Source organism: Pseudomonas sp. S2_A05 (genome assembly GCF_054668485.1).
In genome coordinates this window covers 5,315,970-5,330,870 of record NZ_CP162775.1, presented here as the reverse complement: position 1 = coordinate 5,330,870, position 14,901 = coordinate 5,315,970, and the positions used below count along the sequence as shown (strand labels likewise).

13 protein-coding genes are annotated in these 14,901 nt (G+C 58.0%); 6 read left to right on the top strand and 7 right to left on the bottom strand.

The annotated features are described in order from the left end of the window. Nucleotides 1-44: 44 nt before the first annotated feature. The 5 genes from AB4O12_RS24170 to orn all read right to left on the bottom strand — a co-directional run bounded on the left by AB4O12_RS24170 (nucleotide 45) and on the right by orn (nucleotide 6,589). On the bottom strand, nucleotides 45-1,031 hold the full coding sequence (locus AB4O12_RS24170; RefSeq protein ID WP_041480734.1) for a hypothetical protein: 987 nt from the start codon (nucleotides 1,029-1,031) through the stop codon (nucleotides 45-47). 341 nt (nucleotides 1,032-1,372) lie between these two features. After that, the gene (locus AB4O12_RS24165) at nucleotides 1,373-3,892 is read right to left on the bottom strand and encodes a leucine-rich repeat domain-containing protein (protein ID WP_460059829.1); all 2,520 of its coding nucleotides are present in this window, start codon (nucleotides 3,890-3,892) and stop codon (nucleotides 1,373-1,375) included. Between the two features lie 185 nt (nucleotides 3,893-4,077). Then, complete coding sequence (locus AB4O12_RS24160) at nucleotides 4,078-5,103, bottom strand: hypothetical protein (RefSeq protein WP_095180966.1); 1,026 nt, start codon at nucleotides 5,101-5,103, stop codon at nucleotides 4,078-4,080. Between the two features lie 177 nt (nucleotides 5,104-5,280). Next, nucleotides 5,281-5,895, bottom strand: a complete 615-nt coding sequence (locus AB4O12_RS24155) for a trimeric intracellular cation channel family protein (RefSeq protein ID WP_177342722.1) — start codon at nucleotides 5,893-5,895, stop codon at nucleotides 5,281-5,283. Between the two features lie 151 nt (nucleotides 5,896-6,046). Beyond that, nucleotides 6,047-6,589: an oligoribonuclease gene (gene orn / locus AB4O12_RS24150; RefSeq protein ID WP_016771957.1), complete on the bottom strand. Its 543-nt coding sequence runs from the start codon at nucleotides 6,587-6,589 to the stop codon at nucleotides 6,047-6,049. 107 nt (nucleotides 6,590-6,696) lie between these two features. Here orn and rsgA point away from each other — a divergent pair, with 107 nt between their 5' ends. The 3 genes from rsgA to AB4O12_RS24135 all read left to right on the top strand — a co-directional run bounded on the left by rsgA (nucleotide 6,697) and on the right by AB4O12_RS24135 (nucleotide 9,486). Next, nucleotides 6,697-7,728 (top strand): small ribosomal subunit biogenesis GTPase RsgA, encoded by a 1,032-nt coding sequence (gene rsgA, locus AB4O12_RS24145; RefSeq protein ID WP_460059828.1) that lies wholly within the window; start codon nucleotides 6,697-6,699, stop codon nucleotides 7,726-7,728. A gap of 313 nt (nucleotides 7,729-8,041) precedes the next feature. Then, nucleotides 8,042-9,001: a caspase family protein gene (locus AB4O12_RS24140; protein WP_056787534.1), complete on the top strand. Its 960-nt coding sequence runs from the start codon at nucleotides 8,042-8,044 to the stop codon at nucleotides 8,999-9,001. Then, nucleotides 9,001-9,486, top strand: coding sequence for a toll/interleukin-1 receptor domain-containing protein (locus AB4O12_RS24135; RefSeq protein ID WP_041480739.1), 486 nt, complete (start codon nucleotides 9,001-9,003; stop codon nucleotides 9,484-9,486). Before AB4O12_RS24140 ends, AB4O12_RS24135 begins: the two co-directional genes overlap by 1 nt. 59 nt (nucleotides 9,487-9,545) lie before the next feature. Here AB4O12_RS24135 and motB read toward each other — a convergent pair whose 3' ends face one another. Together motB and motA are read right to left on the bottom strand one after the other, a co-directional pair. Then, on the bottom strand, nucleotides 9,546-10,598 hold the full coding sequence (gene motB, locus AB4O12_RS24130; protein WP_256808284.1) for a flagellar motor protein MotB: 1,053 nt from the start codon (nucleotides 10,596-10,598) through the stop codon (nucleotides 9,546-9,548). 3 nt (nucleotides 10,599-10,601) lie between these two features. Beyond that, a complete protein-coding gene (motA, locus tag AB4O12_RS24125) occupies nucleotides 10,602-11,453 on the bottom strand; it encodes a flagellar motor stator protein MotA (protein WP_024011357.1) in 852 nt (283 codons plus the stop codon). A gap of 166 nt (nucleotides 11,454-11,619) precedes the next feature. Here motA and AB4O12_RS24120 point away from each other — a divergent pair, with 166 nt between their 5' ends. Genes AB4O12_RS24120 through asd form a run of 3 tightly spaced genes read left to right on the top strand, consistent with a single transcriptional unit; the run spans nucleotide 11,620 to nucleotide 14,895 of the window. Further along, the gene (locus AB4O12_RS24120; protein WP_252887221.1) at nucleotides 11,620-13,158 is read left to right on the top strand and encodes an HDOD domain-containing protein; all 1,539 of its coding nucleotides are present in this window, start codon (nucleotides 11,620-11,622) and stop codon (nucleotides 13,156-13,158) included. A gap of 42 nt (nucleotides 13,159-13,200) precedes the next feature. Next, nucleotides 13,201-14,016 (top strand): thiosulfate sulfurtransferase, encoded by an 816-nt coding sequence (gene rhdA / locus AB4O12_RS24115; protein WP_460059827.1) that lies wholly within the window; start codon nucleotides 13,201-13,203, stop codon nucleotides 14,014-14,016. An 18-nt stretch (nucleotides 14,017-14,034) separates the two neighbouring features. Then, nucleotides 14,035-14,895, top strand: coding sequence for an archaetidylserine decarboxylase (gene asd / locus AB4O12_RS24110; RefSeq protein WP_024011354.1), 861 nt, complete (start codon nucleotides 14,035-14,037; stop codon nucleotides 14,893-14,895). The last annotated feature ends 6 nt before the right edge of the window (nucleotides 14,896-14,901 follow it).

The window sequence follows — 14,901 nt, the reverse complement described above, 5'->3', positions numbered from 1 at the left end:
GCAGTTAAAACTGGCCAGCAAAAAGCGCCGACCACACAACGAAGTCAGCTAAGCTGCTTCATTGACCGCCTGGATTGATCCAGAATAAAAGTGAGCCGCTCTTTATCACCATCGATACAAAGGCGGTGCTCCGTACCGAACTCATCGAACACGGCAAACTCGAATGCGCTTTCATTTTCCCGTGCTGCTTGCGGGTCAGCGGAAAGATACTGAACAAGGGTTAATTGCCCAGGCACCTTATTGATAGGGACGGTAACGTAGCTTAGGGGACTGCGGAATGTTGCTTGCACGCCATATATCGGTGCCATATAGCCATAAAAAACTTTGCGACTACCTTGTATTCCGGGGATATTACCGGACACATAGACTTGCACCGCCTCTTCGGAATCATAAGGATCAAGTTTCACCTCACTGCTGTACCAGTCAAGGAGGTGAATCTGCCTGCCTTCAGCGCGCAGGGCAATATGATAATGCTGAATCGAATCGTATCGACCCCTCTGCCGTTTCTCATCATACTTGCTCAATGAAAAGCTGCTCAGCGAGTACTCTTTCGGAGGAATCGCCTCCAGCGTGACACTGCTGTCGAAACCAACCCCATTACTTCGCAATACCACGCCATTCAAAGAGATCTCGGCAGCCACTTCCATAATTCCAGGTCGGGAAGCCGAGACCCAGAACTGGAAAATCTGTACCGGATCTGCGGCGTTGCTTATCTGGTTGTCACTGACCCGCGGGACTTCTGTCAGGCGCGTTGCACCACCCGACATTTCGTGAGCGTAACGATTTTCCTGAATCGAAACACTCCAGTCTCCCTCCAGAGGCCGAGCACCGTTGTAGGCAATCAGCCGCAATGACGGCAATGCAGGATGTCCATGCAGCGATACGCCGTCGCCATTGTTATCGATACCGTGCAGAAGCACCAATACACGCACCTGCATGCGACCGTTGGCATAAAGCACTTTGTGCTGGCCATGATTTGTGGCGTCGAGCTTTACCTCGATACGGGAAATACCAACTTGCTCATCAAACATCTGATAACACCTCAGCCGATTAATATATTTCGCCCTTCAAGGGCTGGGCAAAGTATTAACGTCGAATTTAAATATAAACAGCCGCGACATTTGACATTTTGTGAAAAAGCAAACTTTCAACATCATCTTTAATAATTCACACAGATGCTAATAACTTCAAAAAATGCGATCTGCATGTTACGAGATTCAACACTAAGCCTTTCGCCCCTTTGATTCTGGCCCACGAAGGCCTGTTACCCCTTCCGAATTCAATCAACCCGAACCGGAAGGGGAGTCAGCGAGTAGCTTATGTTTGCCAAATCATGTTGGCAGCGTGATCGATCCGTTACTTTCGACAACACTCAGTCGCTATCTGGACCTGTCGAAAATCCGCTCTCCGATGACTCACTATCGGAATCAACGTCTGAAACTGTTTCTTCCGTTTGGATTTCCACTTTCCGGTCCATACTGGAATTTTCAAGATATTGATTAATCCGCCGCATCGACTCGTCACTCAGCGGATTGTTCAATAAACCAACATATAGATCTTGAGTATCCGGAATATCGAACAGATCGCCCCCTACGTCTGAGATATTATTATCCTGTAACGCCATGACCCGAAGATCTCCAAGCCTGTCTATACCGGAAGGCAGGCTGGAGAGATTGGCGTTATATAGCATCAACTCGGTCAAACCTGTCATGAAGCCTACATGCGGAGCAACTGTCAGAGGGTTGTTGGCCAGATTCAACAAAGTGAGCGTCTCGATCCTGGACACACCTTCAGCCGTCGCTTCAGATAATTCAAGCGAGCAATCGTCCAGCACAAGTTGACGCAACTGGCGCATTTGGAATATCCCTGACGGGAAGTCCTCCATTTTTATGCCAGTGACCATCAAATATTGAACATTGGGAAAACTGTCAAAAAAAGCGCCGATGCGTGCGCCTGGCGTTTCCACAGTCAATATCAACTCTGTTACATAGTCGAACCTGGCGGATAATCTTGGTAACTCACCAGTAAAATCGACATGATGGGAAAAATGATAGTCACCGTAACCCCACCTGGAAACCGACTTGCGTCGCCAGATATCTTGCAGTTTTGCGCTAAATTGCTCGCGAGCCTGGCGCTGTTCTGCGATCTGCATTGCGTCCTGCGAAGAGTCCGCTTGGGTCGATAATCCTTCCGCACTCCAGATCGCCAATTCATTGCGCAATATTGCGAGGTCTGTCTCCAGGCGCGCTAAAACTGTGGTCGGCTCAGATCCCAGGCGCTCGGAAACGAACGCGGCCAACTCCTTGTCAGCAAGCTGCGGATAGAGGCTACGGACACGTTCCACAACGGATCCTGTCAACATCGGGTTGACATCGCCGCCGCCTCGCAGCCCCGCTTGCGCGTATTGGGCGCTGGCCGGAACAGCCGTTACCTGCACCGGTGCCAGTCCCAACAATTCGCTCACGCGTTGGCGCGACGGCAATGGCTGTGCGCGTACCAGTTGCCGCAGCGCCGCACCACCGCCCTGCGCTACACCGAGCAACTGGCGCTGCCCGGGCAGTAAAAGGCGCCAGACGGCGGCATACAGATCCATCCGATCCTGAGGGGACGCGATGCCGCTGCGTTGGATAACGTAGCCTTCATGCTGACGAATCAATATGTGCCGCACTGGCGATCGAGCATCGCCAATAGCACTCAATGACTCACCCTCTGACGCTTGCAGACGAATCTCGATACGAATCTGTCGCGGCCACTGATCAAGCTGCCCGAGCATCTGCAAAGCCAGTTGGTCACTGTCCAGGCTGGCTACCGCATCCAGATAGATTCCTTCGCACGCCCTGGCGAGACGCACCTCGCGTAGCGCCACCAGCGTTTTTTCTGCCATGTGCCGCGGCATTCCCGGCCGCAGGCGCAAATGCCTGTGGTCGGCGGCACTGGCCTCTCGCCACAACGCCTGAGCAATCGTCTTGGGCAGATGAGGAAAAATCCGTCGCATCTGCAACGTATTGTCATCGCAATCGAGTTCGAACGCCCGCTCGCTCTGCTCAAAGAGCAAAGCGCGGGACTGTTCGATAACGCGCTCGCTCAGATCAGTTGCCTGTAGCGTTAACAAAGCCTGCAGTTGTGAATCGGCTTGCGCACGCACGGTCGGATCGGAATGTTGCACTTGGGTGATGAACTGGCGGATCTTTTGATCGAGGGCGAAGCGCCTCGCAGTGTCCTGCAGCAATGCCAGCGAAGCGGGATGAATGTCGGACCTGTGCGCCATCATCGCGTCGACGCCGCTCACGGCAAATATGCGTTGGGTCATCAGTGGAGGGAAATCCTTTATTGAATACTCCGTGCCGGGAAGCTCTGTCGTGCGATTTTGTCCGGTAAAGACAGTTGCAACTGGATTGGCCGACTCAGGATCATCCAGCGGATGCCACAAACGGCCCTCGCTGTCAGGCCTCAACAGCGGACCGGAAGGATGCAGTTCTCTGGCATGTGTGGCGCGAAACAGGCCGCTCTCCGGGTCTCGGACCACTTGTACGATGTGATTGTCAGCGACGGCAACATACTGACGCTGCTTCATGATTGCGATGCCCCATGCATCGGTCTTGTCGAGACGCTCTTGCGTGGGTATCCAGTAGTTCTCCAGCGAATTCCTTGCGGACACACTTGCGAACTCGTCGATCGTGGAATATTTCGGCCTCGTGCTCACACTGATGACAGGCATCACTGCAAGCGAATCTGAAGAAGATGGCGAAGGCAAGGGTCCCTGATGATGTGCAACAGTCGAATGCGGCATTGTCGAAGACGGGTTCAGAGCCCGGGGCAGGCCATCCCCGCTGGACTCGATGGGTCTGGTGGGGGCAGATACAGGTTTGATTTTCGGCGGTTTGCCAGTCATGAATGCTCATCCTTGAGGAGTGGTGACGCTGGCCACACATCGCTGCGGGGCCAGCGCAAGACATCAGATAAAGCACTTTCGTGCATATGCCTGATCATCGAACATGGCAGCTTATCTGCAGCCGCGATGCCAAACGCATATACAGCTACTACATCCCAAGACATTGCATCAATGGATGATGAAACTCAGCCTCGCTGAAGAGACAAATTGCGCTCATAAAAACTCACGCGAATCGCCAACTTATGCCCGGTACCATATTCATCGATAGCGATAAAGTAGAGGACACTTCCATATTTTTGCGCACCGGTATTTTCCGAGTATTCGGATAACGCCTGCACAATAGTGAGTTCTCCGTCGCTTTGCGTATTTACTTTGTAATGCTTGTGATTCCATGTTTGCGCATCGCCGGTGAAAGCATATACAAACGGATCACCCCTATCAGGCAAGGTGACGGTCACACTGGTTTTTTCGGGACGGACGAAAATGCACTTCATATAATTGGTTTTGATTTCGTTAAGCCTGTTCCCGCCCGCAAAATCGAGGTTTTCGCCCTCTTCAGCCCCCTCGACCATCCAATCGACCAGGCGGATTTGCTTCCCGTCCGGGTACAGCCCCAGATGGTACTTCCAGATACGATTACCAGGCGACTCATTACCAATCCTGTTCTGATACAACTGAAAGACTCCATATGTCGCGGGCTTTTCAGCCTCCAGAGTCACGCTGCTGTAATGAACACTGGCAGGGGTGGTTCCGTTGCTCAAAATCCTCTCCCCGTTGAGAGACAGGCGCGCACCGACCTCAGTCGTTCCGGCGCTCGACGAGGAAACCCAGAACGTACGCACCTGTGGATGAACGCTGTCATTCTCAAGATCATCATCGTGCCTGTCCAAGGCATCCGGTGCAGGCCGTGCCTCACGCGTAAACCGCCCTTGGACTGCGCTCGCGACCCAACCATCGCGCAAGGTCTTGCCGGTCGCGTAATGAATAAGCTGGATGCTTTCCAGTACATCTTCCGGTACATGCACAGCGTTGCCGTCGGCGTCTACTCCGGCAACGAGCACCTGAACTTTGACTTGCATCCGGCCATTAGCAAAAAGTGCCCTGCTTTGAGTGTTATCACTGGCGTCAAACTTGACCTTCAGACTGGACAACCCCACAAGAACGGGCGAAGTGTTTTGTTGATTACCTGTAGCATCCATGCTTTCACTCATAATACAGCTCCTCTGTGAGAATATAACTTGATAGTGACATCGAAAACATGTCAGCAAAAAAAGTTACATACCCACCAAGAAAATATCAAAGTGAAAAGTGTAAGAAATATGCGTGCACCAGCCGCCGGCAACTCATATGCCTTTAAACCAGCCTCCAATACACCAACGCAAGAATGATCAATGTTCGTCGTTATAGACGAACTTCGGCATTTCCCAATGGAAACGGATGGCCAGCAGACGTAACAGGAACCCGCCAAACAAAGTGATCAGGATGGCTTGTTCGCCCGGCACATTTATATAAAGACAAAACATGTAGCACCATGCCGCAGCGAATGAAACACTGGCATAAAGTTCGCGGCGAAATATCAGCGGAATGTCATTGCAGAAAATGTCGCGCAGGATGCCGCCGAACACACCGGTGATGACGCCGCTGACCGAGGCCACCAGCATGCCGTGACCCATTTCCAGCGCGGTCATGCAGCCGATCAAGGTGAACGCCACCAGCCCCACCGCGTCGAGCACCAGAAACAGCGAGCGCAGGTGACGCATCCAGCGTGCGGCAAACACCGTAAACATCGCCGCCACCGAGGTCAGCACCAGATATTCCGGATGTTTGACCCAGGTCAGCGGGTAGTGCCCGAGCAACACATCGCGCACCGAACCGCCACCGAGCGCGGTGATGCAGGCGATCAGCACCACGCCGAACCAGTCCATGCCTCGTCGTCCGGCGGACAGCGCGCCAGTCATGGCTTCGGCGGTAATGGCGATCAGATATAGCATCAGCAACATGATGGCAGTCCAGGCAGGAAGGCGCGCAGTCTAGCCATTTCGGCGCCGCACCAGAAGAGGGCGCGCCTCTCGCGAGCCGGCTCGCGTCCACATAAGCCGCATTCCATGTGGGAGCTAGCCTGCTCGCGAAAGCGTCAGGGCTGATGCCGCCGCATCAGAACTTGATGAAGTGCTTGCGGTAGTGCTGCAGCTCGGCGATCGATTCGCGGATGTCATCCAAAGCCAGGTGGGTGCTGCCCTTCTTGAAGCTGTCGCGCACATCCGGCGCCCAGCGCGCGGCCAGTTCCTTGAGCGTGGAGACGTCGAGGTTGCGATAGTGGAAGTAGCTTTCCAGCGCCTTCATATGGGTATAAAGGAAGCGACGATCCTGGCAAATGCTGTTGCCGCAGATCGGCGACTTGCCCTTCGGCACCCACTTTTCCAGGAAGGCGATGGTCTCAGCTTCTGCCTCAGCCATGCTGATGCGGCTGTCGCGCACACGCTGGGTCAGACCGGAGTTGCCGTGGGTGCGGGTGTTCCACTCGTCCATGCGCGCGAGCACTTCATCGCTGTGATGGATGGCAATCACCGGGCCTTCGGCCAATGTATTCAGCTCACTGTCGGTGACGATGGTGGCCATTTCGATGATGACGTCGTTGTCCGGGTCCAGACCGGTCATTTCCAGGTCGATCCAGATCAGGTTCTGCGGATTTTGCATATTCGGGCTCCTAGGCAATGCTGCGCAGTTTAGCCTAGGCCGGTGGCCGGGCGTGCTAAACTCGCGGCCGTTTTACCTAATCGCTGCATTCTTCAGACGGAACACCCATGGCCAAACGCCAACTCAATCGTCGTCAAAACTGGCGCATCGAAAAGATCCAGGGCGAGCGCGCCGCACGCGCCGCCAAACGCGAGTCCTCGGCGGTCGAAGCCCTCGAGGGCGGCGACCTTGGCCCAGAGCAACACGGCCTGGTGATCGCCCACTTCGGCGTGCAGGTCGAAGTCGAAGCCGTCGACGGCGAACTCGCCGGTCAAGTGTTCCGTTGCCACTTGCGCGCCAACCTGCCAGCGCTGGTCACTGGCGACAAAGTGGTCTGGCGCGCCGGCAACCAAGGCATTGGCGTGATCGTCGCGCAACTGCCGCGCAGCACCGAACTGTGCCGCCCCGACAGTCGTGGCCAGCTCAAGCCGGTTGCCGCCAACGTCGACATGATCGTCATCGTTTTCGCGCCGCTGCCCGAGCCTCACGCCAACCTGATCGACCGCTATCTGGTCGCCGCCGAACATGCCGGTATCCGCCCGCTTCTGCTGCTGAACAAATTCGACCTGATCGACGAGCAGAACGCCCCGGCGCTGAACGCGTTGCTGGCGGTGTACCGCACGCTGGGTTATCCGGTGCTGGAAGTCTCGGCCCACCACGGCGACGGCATGGAGCAACTGCAAAAGCAGCTCGACGGGCGCATCAGCGTGTTCGTAGGCCAGTCCGGCGTCGGCAAGTCGTCGCTGGTCAACAGCCTGCTGCCGGAAGTCGAAACCCGCGTCGGGCCGTTGTCGGAATTGTCCGGTCAGGGCACGCACACCACCACCACCGCGCGCCTGTTCCACTTCCTCGGCGGCGGCGAACTGATCGACTCCCCGGGCATCCGTGAATTCGGTCTGGGCCACGTCAGCCGCGCCGATGTCGAAGCCGGTTTCATCGAGTTCGATGACCTGCTCGGCACTTGCCGTTTCCGCGACTGCAAGCACGACCGCGAACCGGGTTGCGCGCTGCTCAAGGCGCTGGAAGATGGGCGCATCCAGCAGCAACGGATGAACAGCTATCGCTCGATCATCGCCAGCCTGCCCGAAAACGGTTATTAAACAGTCGCGCCGGCAGCCCCGCACCACGGGCTGCCGGTTGTCGGACCGCATCTGAATCAGTTCTCCCCCACTTAAACATAAGCCTCTGCCGTAGGCTTTTGCGCGGCTGCTTGCAGGACTTTTCTGTTTTGCCGCGCAGCCCTTGTAGGTCTCTGCCAGCGGCCTACATTCCTTTCCTCCTTCGCTCACAGCGACCTTCGAGGAAAGCCATGCCAACCTGTGTTTTATTCATCCGCCATTCGTCTCGCTACATCCACGCGTGCAGTGCCCACAGCATCGTCGGCGCGATCCGCCTGCACACGGTGGTATAAGCATGCGCAAGGCACTGTTCATCGGCATCAACGATTACACGCATATCGGCGGCCTGAGCGGCTGTTGCAACGACGCCATGGCCATGGCTTCGGTGCTGAAAACCAATGCCAACGGCGACCCCAACTTCAAGAATGTCGTGTTGACGTCCGCCGAGGATTATTTGAGCCGGCAAAAACTCGAAGACCAGATCCGCGAGTTGTTTTCCGGTGACTGCAACGTCGCTCTGCTGTATTTCGCCGGCCATGGCGGTTTCGACGCCGACACTGACGAAGGCATGTTGATCGCGCAGGATTACCGCAACGCCAAGGACGGCATCCGCATCAGCGACATCCTGAACTGGGCGGACAAGGCCACGCGGATCAAAAACAAAGTGATTATCCTCGACTGCTGCGAAAGCGGTTCGGCCGGCGAAGTGCGCGCCTTGCGCAGCGAGAGCAGCATGGTCAGCGAGGGTATGACGATCCTCACCGCCTGCAAAAAAGCCGAGCCGGCAATGGAGGGCGCGCAGCACGGCGTGTTCACCGGCCTGCTCCTGCAAGCGCTGCACGGCGGCGCGGCGAATATCCTCGGCAAAATCACCCCCGGCAGTCTGTATTCCTTTGTCGACAACGCCCTCGGCGCCTGGGAACAGCGTCCGGTGTTCAAGACCAATGTGTCGCAGTTCATTTCCCTGCGCGAAGTCTCGCCGCTGATCCCCAAGGAGATCCTGCGCAAATTGCCCGACTGGTTTGCCGAAGCCGAATCGGTCTACCCGCTCGACCCCAGCCATGAGCCCACCGAAAAGGCGTTCGTGCCTGAGCACGGCGAGGTCTTCGCCCAGTTGCAGAAGTGCAACCGCCACAGCCTGATCGAGCCGGTCGACGCCGAGCACATGTACTACGCCGCCCTCAACTCCACCGGCTGCCGCCTGACGGCACTCGGCGCCTATTACCGCGAACTCGCCCTCAAAGGACATTTCTGATGCCAGTCTTTATCAGCTATCGCCACATGGATCGCGCCCATGCGATCGCCATCAACACCCGCCTGACCCAAGCGAAGATCAGGACATATCTCGATGTCCTCGATCCGGAATCGCAGACCACGGACGACATCACCGGGGTCATTACCCGCAACATCACCGAGTGCACGCATCTGCTGGCGGTGGTGTCGGAGACAACTGCACTGTCGTGGTGGGTGCCGTTCGAAATTGGCGAGGCGACGATCAGCAATCGGCGGATCTGTACGTTCAAGACCGGACCTGCGCAACTGCCGATCTATCTGGACAAATGGCCGAAGCTGAGCACGGCCAGCGATCTGGATTTCTTTATCGATGCGTATCGTGATGAGGTGTCGAACAAGCGGTCGATGGCGCTGGATTCGATCAGCGAATCGGTCAAAGGGGCTTACAAGCGCGATGCAGAGATGTTTCATGAACAGCTGAAGAACCGGATTCGTCGGGGATTCTGAGACAGTGCCGGCCTGTGATAGCCACAAAAAAGCCGACATCACTGTCGGCTTTTTTTCACTTACTGCTTCGGCGCAGGCGCAGGCGCAGGCGCCGCCCCACCCGGCTCAGCCGGTTTCGGCGCCGCATCGTCAAACAGATTCAACCGCTCGCGCAACTCGTGAGCGGGCACTGGCTGTTTGTCCGCCGGCAACGCATTCGGATCAACCGGGGCTGCCGGTGCAGCACCGTTCTGCCCCTGATCCGCCGGTTTCGCCGCCTCGGGACCCTGCGCACCTTCAATGGCGGCCTGGGCCTTTTTGGTCAGCACGACAATGTCGATCCGGCGATTGACCGGGTTGAACGGGTTTTCCCGGTCGAACAACGCCGACGAGGCATAACCGACCACCCGCGCCACCTGCGCATCCGGATAGCTGCCCGCGACCAGGGCACGGCGAGCCGCGTTGGCGCGGTTGGCCGAGAGCTCCCAGTTGCCGTAGTCGCCAGTGCCAATGTACGGCTTGGCGTCGGTGTGGCCGCTGATGCTGATCTTGTTCGGCACCGCTTTGATGGTGTCGGCCATGGCCAGCAGGATGTCCTCGAAGTACGGTTTCAGGCGTGCGGAACCTGAGTCGAACATCGGCCGGTTCTCGGCGTCCATGATCTGGATGCGCAAGCCGTTCGGGGTGATTTCGAAGAGGATCTGATCCTTGAACTTCTGCAGTTGCGGGTTCTCGTCGACCTTGTTCTGCAGTTCTTGCAGGAGCAGTTCGAGACGCTCCTTCTCGACCTGCTCGGCCATGCCTTCAACCTGATCGGTGTCGACCGTAACCTTGTCCGGTTGCGGCTGCGACTTCACTTCCGGGTTGAGGGTGTTTTCCGGCGCCAGGGTCGGTGTACCGCCGAGGTCGATGATGTACGGCGTGCCGCTTTCGGAGAAGCCGACCGGGTCCTTGAAATAACCGGCGATGGCGATCTTCTGTTCCGGCGTAGCGGTGGACAGCAGCCACAGCACGAGGAAGAACGCCATCATTGCCGTGGCGAAGTCGGCAAAGGCGATTTTCCACGCCCCGCCGTGGTGCCCGGCGGCAATGCGCTTGACGCGCTTGACGATGATCGGCTGATTATTTTCCATGACTTAGCGACCGCGAACCGCTTGTTCCAGCTCGGCGAAGCTTGGACGGTGCGCCGGGTACAGAACCTTGCGCCCGAACTCGACCGCCAGGGACGGCGGCATGCCGGACGCCGAAGCCACCAGCGAGGCCTTGATGGCTTCGTAGACGTTCAGTTCTTCCTTGGCATCGTGGGCCAGGGAATGCGCCAGCGGACCGAAGAAACCGTACGCCGCGAGAATACCGAAGAAGGTACCGACCAGTGCCGCACCCACGTGCAGACCGATCGACGCCTGGTCACCCTCACCCAGCGAGGCCATGGTCACCACGATACCGAGTACCGCCGCAACGATACCGAAACCGGGCATGCCGTCGGCGATGCCGTTGACTGCGTGCGATGGGTGCTCGAGGTCTTCCTTGAGGCTGTACAGCTCCATGTCGAACAGGCCTTCCAGTTCGTGCGGAGCCATGTTGCCGGAGGACATGATGCGCAGGTAATCGCAGACGAACGCGGTCATGCGTTCATCCTTGAGCACCGCCGGGTACTTGGCGAAGATCGGGCTCGCGGCGGCATCTTCGATGTCGCCTTCGATCGCCATCATGCCTTCACGGCGGCTCTTGTTGAGGATTTCGTAGATCAGCCCGAGCACTTCCAGGTAGAAGGTGTGGGTGAAGCGCGAACCGAACATGCTCAGGGATTTCTTGAGCACGTGCATCGTCATGTAACCGGGGTTGGCCTGGAGAAATGCGCCGAGGGCCGCACCGCCGATGATCATCACCTCGAAGGGCTGGATCAGAGCGGCAATCTTGCCGTGGGAGAGCACGTATCCGCCGAGCACGCTCGCGAATACGACGATGATGCCGATAATTTTAGCCATAGGTAGAAGGTACTTGTTTAAGTCGGGTTCAAGGTCATATTCGGAAGTTAAAAAATCTCTTCTTCTACTTATCGGCAAAACTGCGCCAGACTATAGCCAGTTCAGGCGAAAAGCCAATTTAGCCCATGCCGGGCGCGTCTACAGTCAGTGAAGATCTCGTCCAGACATGGCTAATGAAACGAACATTCCATCGGTAATACCGACCACGCTCCAGGCTTGGGTCAAGCTGCTCGACAGCGTCCGCCTGCCCGTACCACAAGAGGCTCACGACAAAGTCTGCCGGGCGATCCGCGACAATCGCAGCTCGCTGCGCGACATCGCCGATCTGATGCAGGACAGCCCGGCGCTGGCCTTGAGCGTCATCCGTGAGGCGAATCGTCACACCCACGGCACCATGGCCGCGCCGGCGGAAAATCTTGAGGTGGCAATCAATCGCCTGGGCCTTGCCCGCACCGAAGAATTGCTCGCGCGCCTGCCCGCCGAACCGCACCGGCAAATCCCCAAGGCTTTGCGCCAATTGCAACTGATCAGCCAACACGCGACACAACAGGCCAACGGTTTTTTTGCCAGTCGCCTCGCGCGGCTGTGGCAGGACATTCATTGGGGCAGCTTGCTGTTTTTGTCGCCGCTGTGGCCCTTGGCACTGACGTATCCGCAGTTGCTCGAGGAGTGGGAACTGCGCGTGATCCACAAGGGCGAGTCGGCACGTGTGGTCGAAAAGCAATTGTTCGGCGTGCGCCTGTTGAAGATCGCCGAGGCACTGGTCCACGCCTGGCATCTGCCGATCTGGGTCGAGCAAGGCTACAAATTGCTGCTCAGCGAACAACGCGAACTGGTCAAAGTGCTGCGCATCGCCCGCGACAGTGAACACCCGCTGCGCCAGCAGAATCGCCTCGACGATGACCCGACATTGCGCCGCTGGCTCAACCAGCCGGCGAATACCGTGCTGCTGGCCAATGGGCTGGCGCTGTCGGCGCAACAGGCCTGGGACAGTCCGCACAGCAAGCGCTGGCAGTACCTGACCAGTCTCTATCTGCAGATTTCCATGGACGAAGTGCAGCAACAGTTGCACCAGCAAGCGGCGAACAGCGCGCGTCAGCATGCGATGCCTGATCTGTGGCACCCGGCGGTTTCGCTGATCTGGCCGTGGGGCACTCGTCGCTTGCCGGCCGGCATGCTCCCGGCCGCAGCGCCGAATGCGGATGATCTGGGCCAATGGCGTCGGCAATGCGCCGAACTGCTCGCCGAGCCCAGCCGCTTCACCAATGCCATGAGCCTGACCGTCGCCGCCCGCGAGGCACTGGTGGCCAGCGGCATGCGCCGGGTGATGATTCTGATGGCCGACCGCACGCACTCGACCCTGCGCGTGCACCAGACCGCCGGTTTACCAAAGGATGCGGCGGCGCTGAGTTTTGTCGTCAGCCAGAGCAAAGTCCTGCAACGCCTGCTCGCTCAGCAGGCGCAGGTGCGGATTACGCCGGAGAACAACGCACAATTCTCGGCCTTATTGCCAGCGAGCCTGCGCACGCTGTTTCGCGGCGAGCACTTATTCTTGCGCTCACTGGTGAATAACGGCCGGGTGATCATGATCGTCGTTGCCGATCAGGGCGGCGGCCCCTTCGCCGACATCACTGTGCAAGCCTTCGGCAAAACCGCGCAGTGCATCGAAAAAGCCCTGCACAGCTTTAGCAGCCGTGGCCAATGAGCCTGCGCTACAATCCTCCCCTTTGTGCTCTGGAGACCTCACATGTCTGACTTCTCTGGCTTGCCGCTTGTCATCGAGCCGAGCGACCTGCTGCCGCGTCTGGAGTCCCCGGAACTGATTCTGGTGGACCTGACCAGCCCTGCCCGGTATGCCGAAGGTCACTTGCCCGGCGCACGTTTTGTCGACCCGAAACGCACCCAGCTCGGCCAGCCACCGGCGCCGGGGCTGATGCCGGCGAAAGCCGATCTGGAGGCGTTGTTTGGTGAGCTCGGTCATCGCAAAGACGCGGTCTATGTGGTGTATGACGACGAGGGCGGTGGCTGGGCCGGGCGTTTCATCTGGCTGCTCGACGTCATTGGCCACGACAAGTACCACTATATAGACGGTGGTTTGCCGGCCTGGCTGGCGGACGGTATGCCGATGTCGATCCAGGTACCACCCGTTGTCGGTGGCCCGCTGTCGCTGACCCTGCACGACGAACCGACCGCCACCCGCGAATACCTGCAAAGCCGCCTCGGTGCGGCGGATCTGGCGATCTGGGATGCGCGCGGGCCGCTGGAATATTCCGGCGAAAAAGTCCTCGCTGCCAAGGGTGGACACATCCCCGGCGCGGTCAATTTCGAATGGACCGCCGGCATGGACCAGACGCGTCAGTTGCGCATCCGCAGCGACATGCCGCAGATCCTCGAAAACCTCGGGATCACCAAGGACAAGGAAATCATTACCCACTGCCAGACCCATCACCGGTCGGGCTTCACTTATCTGGTGGCCAAAGCCCTCGGTTATCCGCGGGTCAAGGGCTACGCCGGTTCCTGGGGCGAATGGGGCAACCACCCTGACACGCCAGTCGAGATTTAAGGTTTTTAAGGACAACTAATGAAAGAGCGTCTGTTTATCCTCAGCCAGTACCTGCTGCCGCATCACCTGCTGTCGCGCCTGGCCGGCTGCATCGCCGAATGCCGCGTGCGCTGGTTCAAGAATGCCTTCACCCAATGGTTTGCCAAGCGTTATCAAGTGGACATGTCGCAAGCGCTGGTCGAAGACCTGACCGCTTACGAGCACTTCAACGCCTTCTTCACGCGTGCCCTGAAAGACGGCGCGCGTCCACTGGACGAGACCCCGGGCGCAATCCTCAGCCCGGCCGACGGTGCGGTCAGCCAGCTCGGCCCGATCGAGCACGGTCGTGTGTTCCAGGCCAAGGGCCACAGCTTCAGCGTGCTGGAGTTGCTCGGCGGGGATGCGGCCAACGCAGCGCCGTTCATGGGCGGCGACTTCGCTACCATTTACCTGTCGCCTAAGGACTACCACCGCGTGCACATGCCGCTGGCCGGCACCCTGCGCGAAATGGTCTACATCCCGGGCCGCATTTTTTCGGTGAACCAGACCACTGCCGAAAACGTCCCGGAGCTGTTCGCCCGCAACGAGCGCGTGGCGTGCATTTTCGATACAGAACGCGGGCCGATGGCCGTGGTGCTGGTCGGTGCGATGATTGTCGCTTCGATCGAAACCGTGTGGGCCGGTCTGGTCACGCCACCGAAGCGCGAGCTGAAAACCTTCCGCTACGACGAAGCCGCACGCGCACCGATTCATCTGGAAAAAGGCGCGGAACTTGGGCGCTTCAAGCTCGGTTCGACGGCGATCGTGCTGTTTGGCCCGGATCAGGTGAAGTGGGCCGAAGAGCTGGTGGCCGGTTCACCCGTGCAGATGGGCCAAGGCCTGGCACTGCCAAAAGCGTGACCCTGT

Bases quoted from the DNA above. Each gene is read 5' to 3' on its own strand.
- AB4O12_RS24120 (WP_252887221.1), top strand. From the start codon at position 11,620: ATGGCTAATGAAACGAACATTCCATCGGTAATACCGACCACGCTCCAG.
- rsgA (WP_460059828.1), top strand. From the start codon at position 6,697: ATGGCCAAACGCCAACTCAATCGTCGTCAAAACTGGCGCATCGAAAAG.
- rhdA (WP_460059827.1), top strand. From the start codon at position 13,201: ATGTCTGACTTCTCTGGCTTGCCGCTTGTCATCGAGCCGAGCGACCTG.
- AB4O12_RS24160 (WP_095180966.1), bottom strand. From the start codon at position 5,103: ATGAGTGAAAGCATGGATGCTACAGGTAATCAACAAAACACTTCGCCC.
- asd (WP_024011354.1), top strand. From the start codon at position 14,035: ATGAAAGAGCGTCTGTTTATCCTCAGCCAGTACCTGCTGCCGCATCAC.
- AB4O12_RS24140 (WP_056787534.1), top strand. From the start codon at position 8,042: ATGCGCAAGGCACTGTTCATCGGCATCAACGATTACACGCATATCGGC.
- AB4O12_RS24135 (WP_041480739.1), top strand. From the start codon at position 9,001: ATGCCAGTCTTTATCAGCTATCGCCACATGGATCGCGCCCATGCGATC.
- motA (WP_024011357.1), bottom strand. From the start codon at position 11,453: ATGGCTAAAATTATCGGCATCATCGTCGTATTCGCGAGCGTGCTCGGC.
- orn (WP_016771957.1), bottom strand. From the start codon at position 6,589: ATGCAAAATCCGCAGAACCTGATCTGGATCGACCTGGAAATGACCGGT.
- motB (WP_256808284.1), bottom strand. From the start codon at position 10,598: ATGGAAAATAATCAGCCGATCATCGTCAAGCGCGTCAAGCGCATTGCC.
- AB4O12_RS24165 (WP_460059829.1), bottom strand. From the start codon at position 3,892: ATGACTGGCAAACCGCCGAAAATCAAACCTGTATCTGCCCCCACCAGA.
- AB4O12_RS24170 (WP_041480734.1), bottom strand. From the start codon at position 1,031: ATGTTTGATGAGCAAGTTGGTATTTCCCGTATCGAGGTAAAGCTCGAC.